This window comes from Algoriphagus sp. NF, assembly GCF_028823735.1.
Lineage (GTDB): Bacteria > Bacteroidota > Bacteroidia > Cytophagales > Cyclobacteriaceae > Algoriphagus > Algoriphagus marincola.
Genome location: NZ_JAPEIB010000007.1, coordinates 1 through 23,479, shown reverse-complemented (window position 1 = coordinate 23,479; position 23,479 = coordinate 1). Strand labels below are relative to the sequence as shown.

The window sequence follows — 23,479 nt, the reverse complement described above, 5'->3', positions numbered from 1 at the left end:
AGATTATGCCAGCTTCACTCTTCCTACTCCCCGCTTCCCACCAGATAAAAAGAGAAATTATGGCACTTTTCATCATTTCAGAAAATCATATTCAGACAGTACAAATCTCCTCATTCAAATATCTCATGAATTGGCTGGCCTGTCGCGCCATTTGGAAGCCGAATATTGAGCAGCATGGATAGCGTCGGGGCGATATCCGTGATAGTTGCATAGCGGGTACTTGACCCTGCAGCCACGTTCCATCCATAAAAAAGAATCGGAACATGTGTATCATAAGTGTATCCCGTGCCATGAGATGTCCCTCTAGGACCTCCTGTCAACCAACCCGGCTCCAGGATCAGTAGCAAATCTCCTGAAGATTTATGATTATATCCCATCTGCAAAAGCTTTGCCCTCCCGGATCCAAACTCGGTGCTTCGCATGGTGTGAGCCGTATAGACTTCCTTGATCCCTCGGAATCGTAGAAGGAAGTTTGCCAAGTCCTCCTGCATGTCATCCAGATCAATTTCCTTCTCTTGGATCAACTTGTGATTCAAAAAGACCTGATCATTTGACACGTTTTCGATCCAGTCTCCTTCACCATATACATAGTTGCTGTAGCCCATCAGCTGACTTCGGATATAGCCAACATTCACATTCCCAGCAAAGATATTTTCGCTTTCCATGTGAGTGGCAATCTCAGCTACCCCATGATCAGCAGATAGAAAAATCAAGTAGTTACCCTCGCCGTACTCTTTATCCAAAAAGTTGAGAAATTTTTCCATTTCTCGATCAAGTCTAAGATAATTATCCTCCAGCTCCATCGAGGATGGGCCAAAGCGGTGACCGATGTAGTCAGGAGACGAAAAACTAACCGCCAGAAAATCGGTTTCTTCCCCTTTTCCAAGCTTCTCTCCTTCGACCGCCGCATAGGCAAAATCAAAGGTCAAGCTATTTCCAAAAGGAGTCGAAGAAATCATGCCTGCTCCTCCATTATTTTCATTCAGTTTTGAGAGATCGTAAGGGAAAACAGGGGCATCCTTTCCGATAAAAGGTTGCTCAAAATTATTGTCATCATCAATGCTATTCACATAAGTATTCGCTGGAAAAAGGGGCTCCCAAGTCATCTGAAGATACTTTTGTACCTGCTTTTGCTCATTAAATTTCTGAACCCAGCCTGGTAATTTGTCTCCGTAATAAGAAGAGGTCATAAACTCTCCTGACTCACTATCAAACCAGTAAGCATCTCCCAGATGGCCGGCAGGCATACTCGCTCCACGGTCTTTAATAGCAATTCCAACTACTTTAGATCGCTTATTATTTGAAAGGCGCAACTCATCCGTGATGGTGGTACTAAGTAGGTTTCTTGGGCTGATTTGCCCTGCCCGAGGCGTGCCACCTATATTGTAAACAGTAGTATCTTCTGCACAATACACTGATCGCTTAAGCGTTTTCGAATACCAGTTATTGGCTATAATTCCATGAATAGCAGGAGTGGTGCCGGTATAAACAGAAGCATGGCCCGGACCGGTGTAAGTTGGGATATAATTATAATGCCCATTTTTCATCATAAACCCTTCCTTCATCAGTCGCTTAAATCCTCCTTCAGAATATCTGTCAGAAAAGCGATAAAGATATTCTTGACGCATTTGGTCGACGATGATTCCTACGATCAATTTTGGCTTTTCGGACGATTGTTGCGCAAAAGCTCCTAAAGAGACAGACAGGAAGAACGTGAGAAAGAATTTGGAGATGATTTTCATTCTTTTGGGTTTTTTAACGCCACAAAGATAAGGATATAGATACATCTGCATATTAACACTTTGTTAAATGGACAAAAGCCTACATCTTAGGCTTGTTAGATATACTTATTATGAAAACATACTTTCTCTCTTTTTTATTTCTTTTGGTTTCCTCTCTCTCATCGGCACAGTCATATTTTGATGACGGGCTGAGCGCCGAATGGCACCGACAGCGGAGAGATGCTTTGCGAGAGCTTATGCCCGCAAATAGCATGGCAATCCTCTTCAATAATCCGGTGAAGAATCGATCCAACGATGTAGACTTTATTTATCACCCCAATACCGATTTTTATTACCTGACCGGGTTTCGTGAGCCAAACTCAGCTTTGATTATTTTCTCCGAAAAGCGCATGATCGATGGCATGGAAACCGATGAGATCATTTATGTCCAGCCGAGAGACCCAAGGTCAGAAATGTGGAACGGAAAACGTCTAGGAACAGAAGGCGTGCAGGAAATCTTAGGCTTTCAAGCGGTTTTTCTTTTTGATGACTTCGGGAAAAAGCCGGTGCTAAATGCCGGAGATTTTGACAAAATTTTATCCATGGATTTAGGCGCTGAAATAGAGGGAAGCAGTGCAAATGCACCCTTGCGACGCATGATTGCTGATTTTAAAAAAAATGCAAACTACCCGAGCGACAAAAGCCCTGTTTCACTTCAGATGTATGATTTGATTCGGGCTACTGATATCGAAAATTCCGCCAATGTAGCACAAATCATCGGTCGCTACCGCCAACGCTATCCGGAAGTGGAAAATGATGAAATCCTTCGAAATTTTGTCGAGGCAGACAGCCCTGAAAAACGAATGGAAGTGAAATCCAAGATTCCCGCAAGCAAAACAGACCTTTTTGCCTTATCCCAGATGATGGATGTCCTACGAGAAGTCAAAACAGCCGAGGAAATTGCCTTGCTCCGAAAAGCGGTTAAAATCTCAGCTATTGGCCAAATCGAGGTGATGAAAGCTGCAAAGCCTGGCATGTCAGAGCGTGAAGTTCAGGGAATCCATGAATTTATCTACAAGCGCTATGGTGCAGAAGGAATCGGCTATCCGTCTATTGTAGGTGCAGGTAATAATGGTTGCATTCTGCATTACATCGACAATGATATGAAGCACATGAGCGAACGCCTGATCCTGATGGACCTAGGAGCTGAATGGCGTGGCTATACCGCTGATGTCACGCGTACCATCCCTGTCAATGGGACTTTCACCCCAGAAGAAAAAGCCATCTACGAACTCGTCCTAAAATCGCAAGAGGCAGGAATAGCCCTCTGCAAACCTGGAGTGGACTTTTCAGAAATCGGCCAAGTGACCCGAAACATCATCAACGAGGGACTTGCCGAACTGGGCATTATCAAAAAGGGTGAGCGTCACAACTATTTTCCCCATGGAACCAGTCACCATCTGGGCTTGGATGTACATGACCGAGGAGGATATGGAGCCCTGAAAGAAGGGGTTGTTTTGACCGTTGAACCAGGCATATACATTCCTGAAGGCAGCGATTGTGATCCTAAGTGGTGGGGCATAGCAGTAAGAATCGAGGATGACATCCTAGTCACTCAGTCAGGTCCTGAGAATCTTTCCAAAGACGCTCCACGCACTGTTGCAGACATCGAGCAAATGATGAAAATCCCGAGTATTCTGGAAAATTGGGTGCTACCTGATTTAGACTGATGCTTGAATCCTCCCGCAAAGGTTGAAGGAGCAAAGATTAGTTTTAAAAACACATTAAAGGTAGACCTAGAAACCAGATCTAAAATTTACTTTAACCAGAGTGATGATCAAACAAGTCTATTTATTTGTAAATTTAAAATCAAAGCATTAAAAAGGTTTTTCCTTTATAATGACTCGCTCATCAAGTAAAACCTGAAATAGCATTTGAATTTAATGGAATACAATGAAAATGAAATTTCAAAGATTGTCCTAGATACGGCTTTTGAGGTTTACTTTAAACTTGGGCCAGGTTTGCTTGAATCAATTATGAGCAAATTTTGGCGATAGAGCTTAAAAACAAAGGCTTGAAAATAGAGACTCAAGTACCAATACCAGTATTTTGGAAAGGTAATGAAATAGGAACTGCTTATCGCGCAGATATCCTGATCGAAAGAAAAGTACTTATCGAGCTGAAATCAGTAGAAAAAGTTCTTCCAGTTCATCCAAAGCAATTGAAAACGTATTTAAAAGTACTGGATTTAAAGCTGGGCCTACTTATAAATTTTAATGAGGCTAAGTTTGTTAATGGAATTGTGCGGGTAGTCAATGGCCTCAAAGATCCAAGTTAAAAGCTCCTTATTAGAAAACTTTTTTTCTTTGCTTTCTTTGCGGGAGACTCCTAGTCTCGTCTATTCAGATCACCCCGCTTAATCGACCGAATGAATTGAGCCCAAGCAAATGGATCTAGGAGACGCAATGGCCTTGGCCCGTAGAGATCCTGATTTTGTTGCATCAGGCCTTGTTGGAAGTAGCGGAAGTTTTCATTCCCCGAAGCTGGCATCATTTCAGCAGCTCGTAAAAGCATCTCTGGGCTCATATTTGAGCCACTGATGGTCATTGGATCTACCACAGACATTGCCAAAACCGCCTCTTTGAATTCTTTTTCCGAAGGATATGGCATAACTTCTATTTCCTCCAAAGCAATCTCATCCAATTCCATCGTCAAAATCAAGCTAATCCGGTCATCCTCCATATTCTCCGGAACCTTATAAGTTTGTCTTTTCAAACCAATAAAGCTGAAGACCACACTATCGCCTTCCAAAACAGGCATTGAAAAATATCCAAAGCGACCACTACTCGTTCCCCGACCTTTCTTAGGAACATAAATATTTACTCCTGGAACAGCATCTGTGCTATCAGCATTGAGGATGATACCGGAGAGTTGGACTACCTTTCGCTCGCGTTGATCTTGGGCATGAACCCATCCACTAGCCAAAAGCGAGAAACAAATGATAAGAAAAGAAGGTAGAAGTAGCTTTTTCACAAATAAAGAAACCAAATTGATGGACGAAAGTTGCCAAATGAAACGCACAACTCCTGAAAGTTCGGTTGATTTTTTAATTTCACCAGCAAATCGCTGTTAAAATTGCTCAAATGAGACTCAAAAATATAAGTTTAAATTATGGATTGCGAATTTTTAAAGCGTTAAGTGAGGAAGCGAGAGTCCGCATCATTCATTTGTTGCTTTTAAATAAGGAGCTGAGTATCTCTGATTTGGAGTTAATTCTGGATTTTACCCAGACCAAAACCAGTCGTCATCTCATCGGTCTGAAAAATGCTGGACTTCTCGGTAGTCGGCGTGTAGATCAATGGGTATTTTATTACATCCTGGAAGAATACCTCGAAATCATTCAGCAGATTTTTAAGTTTATTCAAAAGGATCCCAACTTGCTGAAAGATCAGGAGACCTTTGAAATCCTCAAATCCAATCGTGAGCTGGCGATCAATAAAATTCAAAACAACCAATACAGACGATAAACCCATTGAAAACTTACCAACACCTCTTCTTCGACTTAGATCATACGCTGTGGGACTATGATCGAAATGTCAGTGAATCCCTGCAAGAACTTTATGAAATCTATACCTTAAAGGAATTGGGTATCCCAACATTCGAAAAGTTTTTCGAAGCTTTTCATGCTGTCAATTTCAAACTCTGGGACTGGTACAATATTGGGAAAATCGACAAAATCAATCTTCGTAAGGAACGCTTTCCAATGATTTTTTCCCATGCAGGAGGTCGCGTAGATGCGATCCCCCTGGAATTTGAAGAGGACTTTATGCATCGAACTTCAAGCAAGCCACATGTTTTCCCCTATTCGAAGGAGATTTTAACCTACCTAAAAGAAAAATATCGAGTCCATGTCATCACCAATGGATTTAATGAATCCCAAGCGAAAAAGATGAAGTCCTCGGGTTTGGATGTGTTTTTCGAGCTGGTGGTCACCTCAGAGACCACAGGCCATAAAAAGCCAGATGTTCGAATTTTTGAATATGCATTGACTGAGCTGAAAACACACCCTGAACATTGTCTGATGATTGGTGACAATCCCAACTCGGACATCTTAGGTGCTCAGCAGGCTCAGATCGATCAGGTTTATTTCAACCCTGAGGGAAAAACCATAGCCCTCACCCCTACTTATGAAATCAGACATTTGCGAGAGCTTGAGCAGCTTTTGTAAGTAAAATCACGGCCCGTTTTGACGGGAAAGCTTATCTTTGGCGCATCAGAATCACATAAACTCCAAATAGTATGTTAAAAGGATTTTTCAATGTCCCCACTCCCGTCAATGAGCCGGTAAAGTCTTATGCTCCGGGAAGTCCTGAGCGAAAAGAATTGCAGGCGATGTTGAGCGAATTACGGGCTAAAGAAATTGACGTCCCGATGTATATCGGAAGCGAGGAAGTCCGCACTGGCAAAACCCGTCCAATGTCTCCTCCACATGATCATCAGAAAGTATTAGGCCACTTTCATGAAGGAGATGCTTCCCATGTAGAGCAGGCAATTAACGCTGCTTTGGGAGCCAAAGAGGCATGGGAAAACCTGGAATGGGAACAACGAGCAGCTATTTTCCTGAAAGCAGCAGACCTTTTGGCAGGTCCTTATCGCGCCAAAATCAATGCAGCCACCATGCTTGGTCAGTCGAAAAATGCCTTTCAAGCAGAAATAGATTCTGCCTGTGAATTCATAGACTTTTTGAGGTTCAATGTGAAATACATGACTGAAATCTATTCCCAGCAGCCGCCAGTGTCTGGAAATGGCGTTTGGAATAGAGTAGAACAGCGTCCTTTGGAAGGCTTTGTTTTTGCTTTGACTCCCTTCAACTTTACAGCCATTGCCGGGAATCTACCTACTTCTGCAGCCATGATGGGAAATACCATCGTATGGAAACCAGCCTACACGCAGATTTACTCAGCGAATGTGTTGATGGAGGTTTTCAAGGAAGCTGGAGTTCCTGACGGCGTGATCAACTTGATTTACGTAGACGGCCCAACAGCTGGTGAGGTGATTTTCAAACATCCGGACTTTGCGGGAATTCACTTTACAGGTTCTACCGGCGTATTCCAGCACATCTGGAAAACTATCGGAGAAAACATCAAGCTCTACAAATCTTACCCTAGAATCGTGGGCGAGACAGGAGGAAAAGACTTTGTCTTGGCTCATAAGTCTGCAGATGCAAAAGCAGTGGCGGTTGGATTGGTGAGAGGGGCTTTCGAGTACCAAGGCCAAAAGTGTTCTGCCGCTTCCCGTGCTTACATCCCGTCCAACCTTTGGGAAGATGTGAAAAAGTACATGCTGGAAGATCTAGCTTCGCTCAAGATGGGTGGTACGGAAGACTTCACCAATTTCATCAATGCGGTCATCGATGAAAAGGCCTTTGACAAAATTGCCAAGTACATCGACAATGCAAAAGCAGCCGATGGTGTTGAAATCATCGCTGGAGGAAACTACGATAAGTCTAAAGGCTACTTCATCGAGCCTACCGTCATCCTAAGCCAGGATCCGATGTATACGACCATGTGTGAAGAGATTTTCGGTCCGGTTTTGACTATTTATGTTTACAATTCCGAGCATTTCGAAACCGTATTGGAATTGGTGGATCAGACTTCTCCGTATGCTTTGACAGGTGCTGTATTCTCTCAAGACCGCTATGCGATCGAATTGGCTACGCAAAAGCTAAGAAACGCAGCCGGTAACTTCTACATCAATGACAAGCCAACAGGGGCCGTAGTTGGTCAGCAGCCATTTGGCGGAGCTAGAGCATCTGGAACCAATGATAAAGCAGGTTCCATGATCAACTTGCTACGTTGGGTGTCTCCTCGCACGATCAAGGAAACCTTTGTATCTCCAAAGGACTACCGATATCCGTTTTTGGGGAAAGACTAAAAAATGCTCAATGAGCAATGATCAAATTCAATTTTCAAGAGCCTCGGCTCCGATAAAATCGGGATCGGGGCTTTTTTAATACCCCAATCTTCTCTTTTTAAATAAAAAAAGGCTGAATCACTCCAGCCGCTTTATTGACCTTTGAGGTTTTAAATAACCTCGAAGGTCTCACTAACAAATATATTTTTGACCTAAATATGGATTTAGTTAACTTGTTGTTTTAAAGATCAATGTCAAAACTTCAACTTTTATGACTGATCCATTTTTCCCAGAAGAATTTTACCATGTTTATTCCAGAACTATTGGAGAGGAACTTCTTTTCCGGACTGAAGAAAACTGTATTTACTTTCTTAAAAAATATCAAACTCATTGCTCAACTCACTTTTCAACATTAGCCTACTGTTTATTACCCAATCATTTTCACTTTTTGATTCGAGTAAAAGAAATTACCGAACCAGAAGTTGCTTTAAGTGCTTTTTCAAACTTTTTGAATGGCTACGCTAAAGCATTTAATAAGCTTTATGACCGACACGGAGGATTATTTCAACGCAAATTCAAAAGAAAACGAATCGATAAAGAAAGCTATCTATCTCAAGTCATAATTTATATTCATCGAAATCCTCAAAAGCACGGAATAGTAGAAGATTTTAAAAAATGGAGGTTTTCATCCTACCAAGCCATCATCTCTCAAAAACCCACCCAAATCGACCGAGATTTTGTAATTGAATGGTTTGGAGACCTTGAGCAATTCCGAAAAACACATCACTTGGAAAACGTTTCAAATTTTCCAGAGGAGCTTTCCCTTGAATAGAATAAGGATTAAAAATCTCAAAAAAACTCGAAGGATTTCTCTAGAGGAAATCTTCGAGGCTTTGAGTTGAAAATGTGAAAGGAAAATAAAACCTTCGAGGTCTTGAAGACCTCAAAGGTTAATTAGGTATACATCGCTCCATTCACATGAAGCACCTGTCCGGAGATGTAAGTACTCATATCGGAACCCAAGAAAACACAGGCATCCGCAATTTCCTCCGGCTTGCCACCGCGTTTCATTGGGATCGCATCTCTCCAGCCCTGAACTGTCTTTTCATCCAAAACCTCGGTCATTTCAGTCTCGATAAATCCAGGTGCTATGGCATTACAACGGATATTCCTTGAACCCAATTCCAAAGCGACGGATTTGGTGAAGCCGATGATTCCAGCCTTGGAGGCTGCATAGTTGGCTTGACCAGCATTGCCTTTGGCACCGACTACAGAAGTCATGTTGATGATAGAGCCGGACTTGGCTTTCATCATGGTGCGGGTTGCGGCTTTGACCGTATTGAAACAAGACTTCAGGTTGACATTCATGATTTCATCCCAAGACTCCTCAGTCATTCGCATCAAAAGATTATCTCGGGTGATTCCAGCATTATTAATCAGGATATCCAAAGACCCAAAATCTGCCACAACACTATTTACCAAATCTTCAGCAGCTTTGAAATCAGAAGCATCAGATCGATATCCTTTGGCTTTGATCCCAAATTCAGCCAGTTCAGCTTCCAAAGCTTGACCTTTTTCGACCGAAGAAAGATAGGTGAATGCGACATTTGCCCCTTCTTGAGCATATTTGATGGCAATGGCTCTCCCGATTCCCTTGGAGGCACCGGTGATCAATGCAGTCTTTCCTGAAAGTAATCCCATAAATTCTATTTTTTGATTGGTCAAAAATATAAAAAAAGCCAGTAGTAATCCTTCCCTAAACCGAGCAAATCGATCTCCTTCATTTTTAAACCTTGAAAAACAAGCAAATATCTACTCAGACAAAATTAATCATCTGTAAATAACCACTTTAACGAAAGGAATTTTCGAAAATTGACTTTCCGAGGCCCTAGAGGCGGATTTAATAGCGTTTTCAAGCTTTTGAGTAGATTTTTTTCTGAAACCAAAAGGCCTATTTTTGCATAGTTTCAAAATTGTAACAAACTCAAGAAAATATGTCTTCATCAAAATTTGATCTGATCGTATTGGGAAGCGGACCTGGAGGCTATGTGGCTGCCATTCGTGCATCCCAACTCGGACTGAAAACTGCTATCATAGAAGCTGAGGAGCTGGGTGGAATCTGCCTCAACTGGGGTTGTATCCCAACAAAGGCCCTTTTGAAGAGTGCACAGGTATTCGAATACATCAATCACGCCAATGACTATGGAATCAGCGTCAAAGATGCTTCGGCCGACTTCACAGGAATGGTTAAGCGTAGCCGAAACGTAGCCGACGGCATGAGTAAGGGTGTTCAGTTTTTGATGAAGAAAAATAAAATTGAAGTGATTGCTGGCTGGGGCAAAATCCAACCTGGTAAGAAAGTAGAGGTTACAGATAAGGACGATAAAAAGACCGTTTATTCAGCCGATCATATCATCATTGCTACCGGTGCTCGATCTAGAGAATTGCCTTCTATGCCTCAAGATGGCAAGAAAATCATCGGCTACCGAAAAGCTATGACTCTAGAGAAACAGCCCAAGAAAATGGTTGTTGTGGGTTCAGGTGCAATCGGAGTTGAGTTTGCTTATTTCTATAATTCTATTGGCACGGAAGTAACAATCGTAGAATACATGGATCGAATCGTCCCTGTAGAAGACGTAGAAGTTTCTAAGGCTTTGGAAAAAATCTACAAGAAAGCAGGGATGAAAATCATGACTTCCTCCGAGGTAACTGGCGTGGATACGAAGGGCGCCGGATGTAAGGTAAAAGTAAAAACTGCCAAAGGCGAGGAGACGCTAGAATGTGATGTAGTGCTTTCTGCAGCTGGAGTAGTCTCTAACCTAGAAAATGTCGGTCTGGAAGATGTAGGAATTCTAGTAGACAAAGGCAAAATCAAAGTCGACGAATATTACAAAACCAACATGCCTGGCTACTATGCCATCGGTGATGTGGTTTCCGGACCTGCATTGGCTCACGTAGCTTCTGCCGAAGGGATTATTTGTGTAGAAAAGATTGCAGGCCATCATCCTGAGGCTTTGGACTACAACAATATCCCTGGTTGTACTTATTGCTCTCCTGAGATTGCTTCCGTTGGTTATACAGAAGCGAAGGCTAAGGAAGCAGGCTACGAAGTGCGAGTTGGTAAGTTCCCATTCTCTGCCTCCGGCAAGGCTTCAGCAGCTGGCGCAAAAGACGGATTTGTAAAATTGGTATTTGACAAAAAATATGGTGAGCTTCTAGGCGCACACATGATAGGAGCCAATGTGACCGAAATGATCGCTGAAATCGTCGCAATCCGTAAGCTGGAAACTACAGGACATGAATTGATCAAAACAGTTCACCCTCACCCAACTATGTCTGAAGCGGTGATGGAAGCCGCAGCAGCAGCTTATGATGAAGTGATTCACCTCTAAAAAAGTTTTAGCAAAATTACACCGGATCAAAACAATTGGTCCGGTGTTTTATTTTTCTCATATTCATAGACAATTATTTTGGAGGAAAAGGAACTAATACTGGGATTACGCGAAAGAGACCGCAAGACGGTAGAGTATTTATATGAAAAATACTCGAGAGCTCTTTTTGGAGTAATCCTTCGCATCATCAATGATCGGGATTTGGCTGAGGAAGTCTTTCATGATGCCTTTGTAAAAATCACCCAAAAAATCGATTCATACGACGAGTCAAAAGGGCGACTATATACCTGGATGGCAAACATCTGCAGAAACTCGGCTATTGATAAATTGCGATCCAAAGAAATCTCTCAATCCAGTAAGACCAATACTATTGATGACTTCGTATATGGTCTCGAAGGAGGTGCTCAGACCCAGGAGAAAATAGATGGTATCGGTGTGAAGGAACTGATGGATCAACTCAACACAGACCAAAAGTTCATCATTGAGTATATTTACTTTCAGGGATATACCCACTCGGAGATTGCAGAGGAATTTGACATACCCTTAGGGACAGTCAAATCCAGGCTACGGGCAGCCCTTCAGGTTTTAAAAAAGAATATTGAAAGAATTTAGCGTGAACACCCAAGAATATATCGAATCAGGCAAGCTGGAGCTCTTCCTAATCGGAGAGCTGAACGAGCGTGAGCGGGAGGAGGTCATCGCTATGGCTAAAGCCCACCCTGAGATTCAGCAGGAATTAGATTCCTTGGAGGAGGCTATGTTTTCTTTGGATGAACTGACGGGAGTCGAGCCTTCCATTCAGACAAAAGAAAAAATCTTCGCCACTCTTGATGAAGATCTTCAAGAAAGGAAAATTCCTACTCCAACGGCAGCTCCTAAGGAAACCAAAACGGTCAAAATGACTCCTTGGAAACCTTTTGCTGTGGCGGCATCATTGGTGGCTGTATTGGCCAGTGCGGCGGCAATTTATTTTGCCGGAAAATTCTATGAAACTGATCAGAAGTTTGTCGCCTTGCAACAAGAACAGGCCGTTTTGGCAGATAATCTGAATCAGGTAAAGCAAGAATTTGAGCAAACAGATTCTCGTTTGGACCGCTTGGTTGCGGGTGATTTCAGACGTATCGAAATGGTCGGAGAAAGCTTTGACATGCAAAAAGATGCGAAGGTGGATGTCTTTTGGGATCAATCTCAGCAAGAGGTCTTCATCGCGGTCAACAGGCTAAACTCACTCAGCGCTTCATTTGACTACCAGCTTTGGGCAATAGGCCCGGATGGTCCGGTAGGAATCGGCATCGTGGACCCTTCACAGCCATTCAGCTTACAGCAAATGAGTGCAGTAGCCGAAGCAGGTGCATTTGCTATCACCATCGAACCCAAAGGCGGGTCAGAATCGCCGACTCTGGAAAAACTGGTGGTTTTGGGCGAAGTGGCCTAAAATCTCAAAAAAATTATAGAAGCCCGTTTTGAACAAAAACGGGCTTTTTTCTTGATTTTTCCGAACTTATACGCTCCTGAACCTATTTATCATTTCGCAAATGGAACTACAGCTCTCCACACCCGCACTTCTTTTTTCAGCCATTACGCTATTGATGTTGGCTTTCACCAATCGATTTTTGGCAATAGCGAGTCTTATCCGTGGTTTGCACAAAAAATTCAAAGAGAGTCCGGATGAAGAAAAACTGGTAGTTGAGCAGCTGCATAATCTGCGTAGAAGGCTTTCTCTGATCAAAAACATGCAGCTATTCGGGATTTTCAGCTTTTTGCTTTGCGTGACCTGTATGTTTTTGCTCTTTCAGGGATATACTATCGCTGCTAATTGGGTTTTTGTGGGAAGCATGGGATCCTTGTTGATTGCTTTGGCACTCTCATTAATTGAAATTCAAATCTCCACAAAGGCACTCAATCTTGAGTTATCCGATATGGAAGATGTATTTGCGAAGCGGAGTAGCACATTGGACACCTTTTTCAGAAAGGAAAATAAAAAAGAATAAAAAAAACTCAGTCAAAAAAATCCGCCAAATCACCCCCATTTGGATTCGAATCGTCTCTTAAAAAAAGAGATAAAAAAAATAATTCATCACCGTGATGACCATCAAAAAGACGCTTAACCAAATAACCTTTTTAAGGAAAGTTTTCAGTACCATTTGGACATTTTGATTACTGATTAAGGAACAAAAGTATCCCGCTGAAATTTAAAAAAAACAGCAAATGAGAATTTGAGAAGAACTGTTGAGAAAGCGTAAGCTTTGGTCTAGAATCTGCTGATCAAAGCGATCTCAATACCTGAATGAGTTGATCTTTCTTGCGGGTAGCAAGCGGTAATGTCGCTCCGTCTTTCATCCGAATCGTACCGCCGTCACGTTTATCGTAATGATCAAAAAATGATAAATTGATCAAGTGAGATTGATGAGAGCGAAAAAAACCTGAGGGCTCCAATAATTCAGCATACTCTTTTAGAGTTCTGGAAATTAATAGTTTACGCCCATCTCTCAGAAAAAACCGAGTGTAATTATCCTCGGATTGACATCGCAAAATGTCAGAGACTTGTACCAAATAAATATTATCAGAGTCAGAGAGCACCAATTGCTGAAGTTTCTCAGCGTGCTGAATTACTTCAGCCTCTTGGATTTGCATCTTTTGTAAGGGCGGGTGTTTTCGTACTTTTTCGATAGCCTCTTCAAGATCATCGGGATCCACCGGCTTTAGCAGGTAATCGATGGCACTTACCCGAAAAGCCCGAATAGCATAGCCATCATGCCCAGTCACAAAGATCAACCTGAAACCAGGTTCTTTAAAACGATTGAGCAAATCGAAGCCTGTACCGTCTGCCATTTCGATGTCTAAAAATACCAGATCAGGAGAGTGCGTGGTTATTGCAATTTCTCCGGAATTCACTCCTTCTGCCTCACCAACGATCTCTATATCAGGAGCTACTTCATTGAGAAGCAATCTCAGATTTTCTCTTACATGAGCATGATCATCAATAATTAGCGCTCTCATGAATTAGTAGTTTTTGGAAAAAGGGACAAGAAGGACAACCTCTGTACCCTGTAGCCCTTTTTCAGATAAATCTGTGACTTTTAATTGAATTTGATTCTTAAGCTTCCGGTTATAGTTTTCAATTCTTTCTCCAATGATGGAGGTAGCCAAGGATTGATGCCTGCTAGAAGGCTTCACTGTAGCTTTGATTCCCAGTCCATTGTCTTTAATTCTCACTTGCACATATTCATTTACCAATGAAAACTCTAACTCAATTTTACCGTCTTGGTTTTGAATTCCATGTTGGATGGCATTTTCTACGAAAGGCTGCACAAACATTGGAGGAATTTCATATGTCTGTGAATCCAAAGGCGGAAGACAAGAGATTTGAAAATCAAATTCCTTTTGACTGAGGTTTTTTTGGACCTCTAGATAATTTTCAAGCATTCCTATTTCTTCCTCCAAAGGAATGTATTCTTCTCGTGAGTTTTCCAGCACCTGCCTCATGAGTTTGGAAAACTTACCTAAATAGTAGGAGGCTTTCTTTGACTCGGAGTTTAGCATATAGTTTTGGACCGAAGAGAGCGCATTGAAAATAAAATGCGGGTTGAGTTGGGATCGCAAAAAGCGTTGCTCAATCTCAGACATTTTTGCCTCCGCCCTGATTTTTTTCCGAAGATAAATGCTATATCCCAAGCCAATCAATAATATGGTTCCAACTATTGAAAGAAAAAGTAACTGATTTTTCTGTGTGAGCTCAAGACTTTGAATTTCATTTTCTTGGGAAAGCGCCAGAATCTCAGCTTCTTTCTTTTCAGTTTCATATTGAGCTTTCAATTCTTCGATAGTTTGTGCCTTCTCCAAGGAAAAGATACTATCCCTGATATTTTGCCATTTTTTGAAAGAATTTAAAGCAAGGGAAAAATTCCCGCGTCGCTCATAAAGCTTACCGAGTCCTCGATACCCATCTTCCAAAAGGGGCAAAGCCTGAATTTCCTCAGCTAAAGCGATTCCATCCCGAAAATACTTTTCAGCTTCTTGATAGCGCCCCTGCCCTGAATAAACGTCTGCCATACCCAACATGATAGTCCCTACATTTCGGGTAAAACCACCTTTCTGAGCAATTTCCAAAGCAATGATGTATTCAGATTCGGCACGATTCAGATCATTTTTAGAAAAATAAACCGAGCCCAAATTACTTTTGGCCATCATCACCCCTACTTGTAAATCTGCCTCCCGGCTGACTGCTTCCACCTTCTCAAAAGCCTGCAAAGCCTGATCATAATCACCCAAATTATCATAGGCTGAGCCAAGATTATTATAAAGAATGGCTAATTGCTGGAAGTTTGATGTATTTTGAGAGGCAATTTGTATGGCATCCAAATATACCTCGATGGCTTTTTCGACTTCTCCGGTTCGGTTGTAAATGATACCCAGATTATTGTAGACCGAAAGCAAGCCTTCAGACTGATCTTCATTTTGGAGATACACTCGCTCCGCCGCCAGAACATACTGCAAGGCTTGATTTAGATTCCCAACCTGGAGGTAGTATGCACCTAGCGAATTATTAGCTAAAGCCTCTCCCTTGGGAAAGGAGATTTCTTGTGATATTTCAAGAGCCTTTCTGGCATAATCAAGTCCACCCTGCTCCTCTGTAAATGTACTTGCTTCGCAAAGCTCAATCAGAAGTAGGACATAGGCAGAATCTTTTTCCTCCTGCGCATCAAGACTAGCCTTGAGGCTATCTACCCGGTTAACCTGTGCCTGAGCAAGGCAAACGGTCCAAAAAAAAGCAAAGGAAATCCAGCAGCGCAGCAGCATTGCAATAGTTGGTTTAAAGGAAAGGGGTGCTAGTCAAAAGGTGATTTTAAATCGCCTATGAAAATGGGGAATGATCTTCAAATCAAGAAATATTTTCTTCAGGATTATTCTAAAAGTTTTTATTCGAAGCCCTAAACCACCTTTTCTAAAATTTCTCTTTAATAAATGAGACCATTTTGTTCTATTTGAAAAAAAACTAAAGCATGCGAGTATTTATACCCTCTTGGTGTATTTTAACGGCACTTATCTTCATTTCCTGTGAATCCAATTCTCAAAAGAATGAAGTACCCGAGAACCAAGAAAGTGAATCTACACACCGAATTCAGGTGTCCAGTCTTTCCGAGACAAAAGATTTTTATACCTGGACATCTGATCGAATACCGCTAGTCTCTGCTCATCGAGGTGGACCTTATCCTGGCTTTCCTGAAAATGCGATCGAGACCTTCGAAAATGTCCTAGAATACACCCCTGCCATTATTGAATTAGATGTAGCTATGACTCAGGACTCCGTTTTAGTACTGATGCATGACGATGATTTGGATCGGACGACCAACGGAACGGGGAAAGTGAATGAAGTTACTTATGACTACATCCAAACGTTGTTTTTGGAAGACAATGAGGGAAAGCTCACTGAATTCAAAGTTCCTACTTTGGAAGAGGCACTTATTTGGTCTAATGGAAAAGCCCTACTCACAGTTGACATCAAGCGATCTGTACCTTTTGAAAAAGTGGTAGAAGAAGTGAGGGAAACGGAAAGTGAAGCTCACGCAGCATTAATTTCCTATACCTTTCCCGCTGCCAAAAAGCTTAATATCCTTGCTCCTGAGCTCATGCTTTCGGTGACCATCCGAAATGAAGAAGAAATCAAAAGACTAGAAGAAACCGGTATTCCCTGGGATCGGGTTATTGCTTTCACCGGGGTGGCTGAAAGACCCAAGTCCTTCAATGAAGCCCTTCATGAAAAAGGAGTTTTTACCATTTTGGGTACTTTAGGCAACCTAGATCGAAGCGCAGTGGCAAGGGGAGATGAGTTGTATTTGAATTTTGTGAATAACGGAGCGGATATTTTAGCAACGGACCGACCCATCGAAGCAGCGAAGGCCATTCAAACCCTTCACCCAGAAAGCAGTTCCAAATCCAAGTATTTCACCCATGTTGATTGATTTAAGAAGTGATACGCTTACCCAGCCCACACCGGGCATGAAAGAAGCGATGTTTGCAGCCCCAATAGGCGACGATGTTTTTGGAGAGGATCCAACTGTCAATGCCTTGGAGGAAAAAATCTCCAAGCTATTTGGTATGGAAGCGGCACTCTACTGTCCCTCCGGCACCATGACGAATCAGATTGCGATTCGTCTTCACACTCGGATTCAGACAGAAGTAATTTGCCACAAATATTCCCACATCTATCTCTATGAGGGGGGTGGGATCATGGCCAATTCCCTAGCCTCAGTCAAATTGCTGGATGGGAATTTGGGAAAAATCACCGCAGCCCAGATTGCCGAATCCATCAATCCGGATGATGTACATGCCCCGGAGACAACCTTGGTTTCTCTGGAAAACACCATGAACAAAGGAGGTGGAAGCATTTATACCTTGGACGAAATCAAACCAATCCATTCACTTTGTCAACAAAAAGGCATTAAGCTTCACTTGGATGGTGCGCGATTTTTCAATGCACTGGTCGAGACTGGAGAAAGTGCAGCGGACTGGGGGGCACATTTTGATACCATCTCCATCTGCTTGAGCAAAGGATTAGGCTGCCCAATAGGATCTGTTTTATTGGGATCTAAGGCAGATATCAAGCAGGCACGGAAAGTTCGAAAAGTATTTGGTGGCGGAATGCGACAGGCAGGATTCCTGGCTGCAGCTGGTATTTATGCCTTGGACCATCATATTGAAAGACTGAAGGAAGATCATGCCCGAGCTAGGATGTTGGGAGAGATGCTTAGCAAATCCCCTTTCGTTTCAGAAATACTGCCAGTAGCTACAAACATTGTGATCGCCAGACTAGAGAATACAAGCCCTGAGGAATTCATGAAGAAGCTGGCGGATCAAAATATCAAATCCGTGAAATTCGGAAAAGACCTAGTTCGATTTGTAACTCATTTGGATTTTGGAGACGATCACTTGGAGGAATTTGGAAAAAGAATTCAGAATATCTAGCAGACAGTATTTGACTTTATTCAAAACGAATCAGGCCTGAAAAGGCCTTTTTTTATGCTATTTTGCGATTCTCAAAGGAATAAATAAACCTGAAAGTAATTAAATATCGATACTCGATACTTTCTAATTTCTTATCTCTAATCTCTTGCTTCTACGAAAATGAATTCTACCCCCCTTGCCGAGCGAATGCGTCCTACCAGATTGGAAGACTTGATTGGTCAGGAGCATTTGTCCTCTCCCAGCTCTTTTTTGTATAAAGCTATCAAGTCCGGAAATGTACCTTCCCTGATCCTTTGGGGACCTCCCGGGGTGGGAAAAACAACCATCGCCAATATCATTGCCAATGAGATTAAGGCTCCTTTTTATACCCTTAGCGCGATAAGCTCAGGCGTAAAAGACATCCGAGAAGTCATCGAAAAGGCCAGGTTTCAGATGGGGGTAGTGCTTTTTATAGATGAAATCCACCGCTTCAATAAATCTCAACAGGACGCCTTATTGGGAGCTGTGGAAAAGGGAATAATCCGATTGATCGGTGCCACCACAGAAAACCCTTCCTTTGAAGTTAATTCTGCCCTTCTTTCCCGTTGTCAGGTTTTCACCCTGAATCCATTAGGTAGATCCGAAATGGAGGCCATGATGCAGCAGGCTTTGAAAAAAGATGTGGACCTAAAAAAGATCCAAGTCGAGCTTCAGGAAACCGATGCTCTGCTTCGTATTTCCGGAGGGGATGGCAGAAAGCTGCTCAACCTTTTAGAAATCGTAATCGATGGGATCAATGAAAATCCCTGTGTGATCACGGATGAAAAAGTCATGCAGATCGCTCAACAGAAAGTAGCACTTTACGACAAATCAGGGGAGCAACATTACGATATTATTTCGGCTTTTATCAAATCCATCCGAGGCTCTGATCCAAATGCAGCCGTTTATTGGCTAGCACGAATGATCGAAGGAGGTGAAGATGTGAAGTTCATCGCTCGCAGATTGGTGATTTTAGCAACTGAAGACATCGGCAATGCCAATCCCAACGCCCTGCTTTTAGCCACCAACTGTTTTGAAGCTGTGAAAATCATTGGCTATCCGGAAGCAAGAATTATCCTTTCTCAGTGTGTGACTTATTTAGCGAGTTCTCCAAAAAGCAATGCCGCTTATCTTGCCATCAACCAAGCCCAAGCCTTGGTCAAGGAAACCGGCAATCTCTCTGTCCCGCTACATCTCCGAAATGCCCCAACGAAGCTGATGAAGGACCTGAACTATGGCAAAGCCTATAAATACTCGCATGATTTTCCCGGCAACTTTGTTGAGCAGGAGTTTTTACCCGATGAGATTCAAGACACTAAGTTTTACGAACCAGGAGAGAATGCCCGAGAAAATGAATTGAGGAGATACCTATCCGGAAAATGGAAGGGAAAATATGGGTATGAATAAGGTCCATCTGAATAAAATCAATAAACTTTTATAAATTTTTTTTTAGGATAAAATAAGATTTATTTAGCTGAAATATTTTTTTATTTCGAGGGAAAATAATTGTTTAGACATCTGAAAAATAAGTAGGTCAAAAAACTTAGTTTATTTTCTTTTGTTCAAAAACGAACACTCGAAACAAATCGTATTGGCTTACGAGTTACAATTGAAAACTAATCCTAATCTAAAATGAAAAAACTCACAGCCTTTGGCCTGTTGATGGCTTGGATGATAATTCCAGCAATGGCCCAAAAGAAAATCGAGTTCAGGGAGTTTACCTTGGACAACGGGTTGCATGTCATTCTACATCAAGACAACTCCACCCCGATTGTAAACACCTCAGTTCTTTATCATGTAGGCTCTAAAAATGAAAATCCTGAAAGAACTGGATTTGCGCATTTCTTCGAACACCTGATGTTTGAAGGTTCTGAAAATATCGAACGCGGGCAATACATGAATATTATTCAGGGACGTGGAGGAACGCTCAATGCATTTACCTCCAACGATATTACATTTTATTATCAAACTGTCCCATCCAATGAACTGGAATTAACCTTGTACATGGAAAGTGAGCGAATGCTTCATTCCAAAGTAGATGAGACGGGTGTGGAGACTCAAAGAGAAGTCGTGAAAGAAGAAAAGAGACAGAGCTATGACAATCGTCCTTACGGTTCGATTTTGATCGAAACATTGAAGAGAGCGTATTCAGAGCATCCTTATCAGTGGGCGCCAATTGGATCTTTGGATCATTTAAATGCAGCAACGATTGAGGAATTCCAAGATTTCTACAAGCAATTTTATGTGCCGAATAATGCTACACTGGTAGTAGCCGGAGATATCGATTATGCGCAGGCTGAATCTTGGGTTAGGGAATACTTCTCAGAAATCCCTAGAGGTAGCGGAGAAATCTACAGACCAAACGTTACGGAGCCTAAGAAGACCGAAGAAATCAGAGATGTAATCTATGATAATATTCAAATTCCGGCCGTGATTCAGGCTTACAATCTTCCGCCAAGAAATCATCCGGATTCCTATGCACTTTCTATGCTCTCAACTTACTTGACAGGAGGTAATTCTTCGCTAATGACAAAAGAATTGGTAGATAAGCAGCAAAAGGCCCTTGCAGTAGCTGCTATTCCCCTAGAACTTGAAGATGGTGGAATATTCATCATGTATGGAATCACCAATATGGGTGTAGCTCCTGAGGATTTGGAAAGTGAAATTGATAAGCTAATTGCACAGGTACAGTCGGAAGGAATCTCCGATAGAGATTTTGAAAAACTGCAAAATATTATTGAAAATAATATTGTAAGCGGAAACTCCTCTGTATCTGGCGTTGCGCAGAATTTGGCTGAGGCTCACGTGATTTTTGGAGACACCAATTACATCAATCAGGTAATGGACTACTACAGCAAGGTGACTCAGGAAGACATCAAGCGAGTAGCAAACGAATACTTGAACCTTGATGGACGAGTGGTTTTATATTATTTGCCTAAACCGCAAGAAACTACTGAATAATTATTTGGCTTAAATCAGAATAGAAAGATGAAAAAATTAGCAATACTATTATTCGCTGCTCTCCTAGTAGGCAATGCATGGGCTCAAGTTGACAGAAGTGAGCTTCCTGCTTCAGGACCGGCTCCCGAAATCAATATTGGAGATGCTGAAATGTTCACCCTAGAAAATGGGTTGAAAGTTATCTTGGTTACAAATGACAAATTGCCAAGAGTGGCTTTTTCTCTTGTTTTAGACCGAGATCCTTTGATGGAAGGAGATAAAGCAGGACTTACTGGCTTTGTGGGCCAAATGATGACATCAGGTACCGAAAGCAGAACAAAAGATCAGATTGATGAGGAAATTGACTTTATAGGGGCTAGCCTTTCGGCTTCTTCTACTTCCATATTTGGATCCTCACTGAAGAAGCATCAGGGAAAATTACTTGAACTGATGACTGATGTTCTGTACAACCCAAGTTTTCCAGAGGAGGAATTAGAAAAATTGAGAAAGCAAACATTAACAGGCTTGGCTACAACCAAAGATGATCCGAATGCCATCTCAAGTCGATTAGCTTCTGCCATGGTTTATGGTAAAGATCATCCTTATGGTGAAGTGGAGACAGAGGAGACAATCAAAAATATCTCTGTTGAAGATGTAAAATCCTATTATGAAACCTTTTTCAAACCAAATATCGCCTACCTCACCATTGTAGGTGATATGGAGCTTAATGAAGCCAAGAAAATTACCGAAGAATATTTTGCAGATTGGCAAGCCGGTGATGTTCCGACGTTTACTTACGAGAAGCCAGCCAGAACGAATCAAACGGTAGTAGGTCTTGTAGATAGAAGCTCTTCCGTCCAAACTGTAATCAATGTGACTCAGCCTGTAGAGCTCAAGGTAGGAGACGAAGATTATATTTCTTCAAGACTACTTAACCAGATTCTAGGTGGCGGCTCATCTGCTAGACTTTTCATGAATCTTAGAGAGGATAAAGGCTATACTTATGGCGCCTACTCATCTATTAGTCCTGATCGATTGATTGGTAGGTTTAATGCTAGCGGTTCTGTTAGAACTGAAGTTACTGATTCTGCAGTCGTAGAGTTTCTGTATGAGATTAATAAAATTGTAGAAGAAGGAGTAACAGCTGAGGAACTTGAAAAAGCAAAGGCTAATCTATCAGGTTCTTTTGGAAGATCTCTTGAAAGTCCTTCCACCATTGCAAGTTTTGCATTGAATATTGAGCGCTATGGACTACCTAAAGATTACTACAAAAATTACCTTCAGGAATTAAATAGCTATACGGTTTCAGACATTAACCAAACGGCAAAGAAATTAATTGATCCGAGTAAGCTTTACATCACAGCAGTAGGAAATGGAAGCGAAATTCAGGAAAAATTAGCTCAGTTTGGCGAAGTTAGGTTATACGATAATATGGGTTTCCCTGCTAAGGAATTGACAGCTGATGCTGATATGACTGCAGAAAAAGTAATTTCCAATTATCTTGAAGCAATCGGAGGAAAGGATAAAGCTCAAACCATCGAAACAGCCAAATTCACCATGAATGCAGAAGTGATGGGAACAGTTCTAACTATGGCAATGACCTATGACGCCAACGGCAGATATGCTCAAAAAACTTCAGTAGGTGGAAATGTCATGCAAAGTTCTGTCATCCTAAAAGATTCTGGTAAAATCAGTGTTCAAGGTCAAAGCATGGAACTTACCGGCGCACAACTAGAGGAAGCTAAAATTAACTCCTATCTGATTCCAGAAGCCTGGATAAGTGATTTGGGATATTCGCTTTCACTTGACGGACTAAAAGACGTGGATGGAACTCCTGCCTACAAAGTGGTTATTTCAGCTCCATCCGGTGCCAAACTGATCAATTACTACGATCAATCAACCGGCTTGAAAATCAAAAATGAAAATCCAGCTTCAGGAGATACATTCTATTCAGATTATCAAGAAAAAAATGGAGTTTTAATACCGATGACTTGGACTATCAAATCTCCAATGATCCCAGTTCCTTTGGAAGCAAAGGTTGCTGAAGTCACCATCAATGAGGAATTAACTGAAAGTGATTTTCAATAATTAAAATAGAACAAATTGAAAAGGAGGCAAATGCCTCCTTTTTTTATTTCCACTATGCAAATCCCCCTACTTGATTATTTAATATCTATTAATAAAGCCACAAATTTTAAAGCCCTTTTGATACATAGTAATCACCAAAATAAGTACGAAATAAAAGATGATGAATTATGAACATATTTTTTTATGGCACTAATTAAAATTCAGATAAATAGGACCATAAAACAGAGCAATAACCTTTATCATTCTGGATTTTAAACACTTAAAATTGATGAAATAAAACTGTACAGGTCTAGGTATTAATTACTAAAATAGACATGGTACACTTGTATTTAACTGTCCCAGTTCAGATGCATTTCTTCTACCCTCATTCAAAAAGCCCTAAAACGAAAAAACCCCAGCTGTTAGGCTGAGGTTTTGAATAATGAGGCGGCGACCTACTCT

General features: G+C 41.7%; 20 protein-coding genes. 15 read left to right on the top strand and 5 right to left on the bottom strand.

Annotated features, from left to right (window positions below):
* Nucleotides 1-110 precede the first annotated feature (110 nt).
* Nucleotides 111-1,742 carry an alkaline phosphatase PafA gene (pafA, locus tag OU792_RS04700; protein ID WP_274669607.1) on the bottom strand — a complete coding sequence of 544 codons (1,632 nt, stop codon included), beginning with the start codon at nt 1,740-1,742 and terminating at the stop codon, nt 111-113.
* Nucleotides 1,743-1,852: 110 nt separating this feature from the next.
* Here pafA and OU792_RS04695 point away from each other — a divergent pair, with 110 nt between their 5' ends.
* Both OU792_RS04695 and OU792_RS04690 read left to right on the top strand, forming a co-directional pair.
* Nucleotides 1,853-3,451 carry an aminopeptidase P family protein gene (locus OU792_RS04695; protein ID WP_274669606.1) on the top strand — a complete coding sequence of 533 codons (1,599 nt, stop codon included), beginning with the start codon at nt 1,853-1,855 and terminating at the stop codon, nt 3,449-3,451.
* Between the two features lie 317 nt (nt 3,452-3,768).
* Nucleotides 3,769-4,059 (top strand): GxxExxY protein, encoded by a 291-nt coding sequence (locus OU792_RS04690; protein WP_274669605.1) that lies wholly within the window; start codon nt 3,769-3,771, stop codon nt 4,057-4,059.
* A 50-nt stretch (nt 4,060-4,109) separates the two neighbouring features.
* Here the strand turns inward: OU792_RS04690 and OU792_RS04685 are convergent, their stop codons facing one another.
* The gene (locus OU792_RS04685) at nt 4,110-4,706 is read right to left on the bottom strand and encodes a carboxypeptidase-like regulatory domain-containing protein (protein WP_407637237.1); all 597 of its coding nucleotides are present in this window, start codon (nt 4,704-4,706) and stop codon (nt 4,110-4,112) included.
* A gap of 158 nt (nt 4,707-4,864) precedes the next feature.
* Between OU792_RS04685 and OU792_RS04680 the strand changes: the two genes are divergently transcribed.
* The 4 genes from OU792_RS04680 to OU792_RS04665 all read left to right on the top strand — a co-directional run bounded on the left by OU792_RS04680 (nt 4,865) and on the right by OU792_RS04665 (nt 8,466).
* Nucleotides 4,865-5,248 carry an ArsR/SmtB family transcription factor gene (locus tag OU792_RS04680; protein ID WP_026944805.1) on the top strand — a complete coding sequence of 128 codons (384 nt, stop codon included), beginning with the start codon at nt 4,865-4,867 and terminating at the stop codon, nt 5,246-5,248.
* A gap of 5 nt (nt 5,249-5,253) precedes the next feature.
* Entirely contained in the window at nt 5,254-5,949 is a 696-nt protein-coding gene (locus tag OU792_RS04675; RefSeq protein ID WP_274669604.1) for a YjjG family noncanonical pyrimidine nucleotidase, read from the top strand.
* Between the two features lie 71 nt (nt 5,950-6,020).
* Nucleotides 6,021-7,655 carry an L-glutamate gamma-semialdehyde dehydrogenase gene (gene pruA / locus OU792_RS04670; protein WP_026944803.1) on the top strand — a complete coding sequence of 545 codons (1,635 nt, stop codon included), beginning with the start codon at nt 6,021-6,023 and terminating at the stop codon, nt 7,653-7,655.
* Between the two features lie 250 nt (nt 7,656-7,905).
* Nucleotides 7,906-8,466 carry a transposase gene (locus tag OU792_RS04665; RefSeq protein ID WP_026944802.1) on the top strand — a complete coding sequence of 187 codons (561 nt, stop codon included), beginning with the start codon at nt 7,906-7,908 and terminating at the stop codon, nt 8,464-8,466.
* A gap of 122 nt (nt 8,467-8,588) precedes the next feature.
* On the opposite strand, the gene fabG is transcribed toward OU792_RS04665, so the two are convergent.
* Nucleotides 8,589-9,335, bottom strand: a complete 747-nt coding sequence (fabG, locus tag OU792_RS04660; RefSeq protein ID WP_024281594.1) for a 3-oxoacyl-[acyl-carrier-protein] reductase — start codon at nt 9,333-9,335, stop codon at nt 8,589-8,591.
* Nucleotides 9,336-9,628: 293 nt separating this feature from the next.
* Between fabG and lpdA the strand changes: the two genes are divergently transcribed.
* From lpdA to OU792_RS04640, 4 genes are all read left to right on the top strand, one after another.
* The gene (gene lpdA, locus OU792_RS04655; protein ID WP_274669603.1) at nt 9,629-11,026 is read left to right on the top strand and encodes a dihydrolipoyl dehydrogenase; all 1,398 of its coding nucleotides are present in this window, start codon (nt 9,629-9,631) and stop codon (nt 11,024-11,026) included.
* Nucleotides 11,027-11,104: 78 nt separating this feature from the next.
* Nucleotides 11,105-11,638, top strand: coding sequence for an RNA polymerase sigma factor (locus OU792_RS04650; protein ID WP_222582639.1), 534 nt, complete (start codon nt 11,105-11,107; stop codon nt 11,636-11,638).
* Between the two features lies 1 nt (nt 11,639).
* Nucleotides 11,640-12,461: an anti-sigma factor gene (locus OU792_RS04645; protein WP_274669666.1), complete on the top strand. Its 822-nt coding sequence runs from the start codon at nt 11,640-11,642 to the stop codon at nt 12,459-12,461.
* A gap of 100 nt (nt 12,462-12,561) precedes the next feature.
* Nucleotides 12,562-13,017 (top strand): DUF2721 domain-containing protein, encoded by a 456-nt coding sequence (locus OU792_RS04640; protein WP_274669602.1) that lies wholly within the window; start codon nt 12,562-12,564, stop codon nt 13,015-13,017.
* Nucleotides 13,018-13,291: 274 nt separating this feature from the next.
* On the opposite strand, the gene OU792_RS04635 is transcribed toward OU792_RS04640, so the two are convergent.
* Nucleotides 13,292-14,026 carry a LytR/AlgR family response regulator transcription factor gene (locus OU792_RS04635; RefSeq protein ID WP_222582637.1) on the bottom strand — a complete coding sequence of 245 codons (735 nt, stop codon included), beginning with the start codon at nt 14,024-14,026 and terminating at the stop codon, nt 13,292-13,294.
* A gap of 3 nt (nt 14,027-14,029) precedes the next feature.
* Nucleotides 14,030-15,826, bottom strand: a complete 1,797-nt coding sequence (locus OU792_RS04630; RefSeq protein ID WP_274669601.1) for a tetratricopeptide repeat protein — start codon at nt 15,824-15,826, stop codon at nt 14,030-14,032.
* Nucleotides 15,827-16,029: 203 nt separating this feature from the next.
* Here OU792_RS04630 and OU792_RS04625 point away from each other — a divergent pair, with 203 nt between their 5' ends.
* The 5 genes from OU792_RS04625 to OU792_RS04605 all read left to right on the top strand — a co-directional run bounded on the left by OU792_RS04625 (nt 16,030) and on the right by OU792_RS04605 (nt 23,038).
* Nucleotides 16,030-16,989, top strand: a complete 960-nt coding sequence (locus tag OU792_RS04625) for a glycerophosphodiester phosphodiesterase family protein (protein ID WP_134200494.1) — start codon at nt 16,030-16,032, stop codon at nt 16,987-16,989.
* A complete protein-coding gene (locus OU792_RS04620) occupies nt 16,979-17,992 on the top strand; it encodes a threonine aldolase family protein (protein ID WP_222582634.1) in 1,014 nt (337 codons plus the stop codon). The genes OU792_RS04625 and OU792_RS04620 overlap by 11 nt, the downstream gene beginning before the upstream one ends.
* Before the next feature lie 159 nt (nt 17,993-18,151).
* Complete coding sequence (locus OU792_RS04615; RefSeq protein WP_274669600.1) at nt 18,152-19,417, top strand: replication-associated recombination protein A; 1,266 nt, start codon at nt 18,152-18,154, stop codon at nt 19,415-19,417.
* Nucleotides 19,418-19,642: 225 nt separating this feature from the next.
* Nucleotides 19,643-20,971, top strand: a complete 1,329-nt coding sequence (locus OU792_RS04610) for a M16 family metallopeptidase (RefSeq protein WP_274669599.1) — start codon at nt 19,643-19,645, stop codon at nt 20,969-20,971.
* A gap of 27 nt (nt 20,972-20,998) precedes the next feature.
* Nucleotides 20,999-23,038 carry a M16 family metallopeptidase gene (locus OU792_RS04605; RefSeq protein ID WP_274669598.1) on the top strand — a complete coding sequence of 680 codons (2,040 nt, stop codon included), beginning with the start codon at nt 20,999-21,001 and terminating at the stop codon, nt 23,036-23,038.
* Nucleotides 23,039-23,479: the final 441 nt, after the last annotated feature.

Excerpts from the sequence above, each read along its gene's own strand:
- pafA (WP_274669607.1), bottom strand. The coding sequence starts at position 1,742 with ATGAAAATCATCTCCAAATTCTTTCTCACGTTCTTCCTGTCTGTCTCT.
- OU792_RS04695 (WP_274669606.1), top strand. The coding sequence starts at position 1,853 with ATGAAAACATACTTTCTCTCTTTTTTATTTCTTTTGGTTTCCTCTCTC.
- OU792_RS04680 (WP_026944805.1), top strand. The coding sequence starts at position 4,865 with ATGAGACTCAAAAATATAAGTTTAAATTATGGATTGCGAATTTTTAAA.
- pruA (WP_026944803.1), top strand. The coding sequence starts at position 6,021 with ATGTTAAAAGGATTTTTCAATGTCCCCACTCCCGTCAATGAGCCGGTA.
- OU792_RS04665 (WP_026944802.1), top strand. The coding sequence starts at position 7,906 with ATGACTGATCCATTTTTCCCAGAAGAATTTTACCATGTTTATTCCAGA.
- fabG (WP_024281594.1), bottom strand. The coding sequence starts at position 9,335 with ATGGGATTACTTTCAGGAAAGACTGCATTGATCACCGGTGCCTCCAAG.
- lpdA (WP_274669603.1), top strand. The coding sequence starts at position 9,629 with ATGTCTTCATCAAAATTTGATCTGATCGTATTGGGAAGCGGACCTGGA.
- OU792_RS04640 (WP_274669602.1), top strand. The coding sequence starts at position 12,562 with ATGGAACTACAGCTCTCCACACCCGCACTTCTTTTTTCAGCCATTACG.
- OU792_RS04635 (WP_222582637.1), bottom strand. The coding sequence starts at position 14,026 with ATGAGAGCGCTAATTATTGATGATCATGCTCATGTAAGAGAAAATCTG.
- OU792_RS04630 (WP_274669601.1), bottom strand. The coding sequence starts at position 15,826 with ATGCTGCTGCGCTGCTGGATTTCCTTTGCTTTTTTTTGGACCGTTTGC.
- OU792_RS04625 (WP_134200494.1), top strand. The coding sequence starts at position 16,030 with ATGCGAGTATTTATACCCTCTTGGTGTATTTTAACGGCACTTATCTTC.
- OU792_RS04620 (WP_222582634.1), top strand. The coding sequence starts at position 16,979 with ATGTTGATTGATTTAAGAAGTGATACGCTTACCCAGCCCACACCGGGC.
- OU792_RS04615 (WP_274669600.1), top strand. The coding sequence starts at position 18,152 with ATGAATTCTACCCCCCTTGCCGAGCGAATGCGTCCTACCAGATTGGAA.
- OU792_RS04610 (WP_274669599.1), top strand. The coding sequence starts at position 19,643 with ATGAAAAAACTCACAGCCTTTGGCCTGTTGATGGCTTGGATGATAATT.
- OU792_RS04605 (WP_274669598.1), top strand. The coding sequence starts at position 20,999 with ATGAAAAAATTAGCAATACTATTATTCGCTGCTCTCCTAGTAGGCAAT.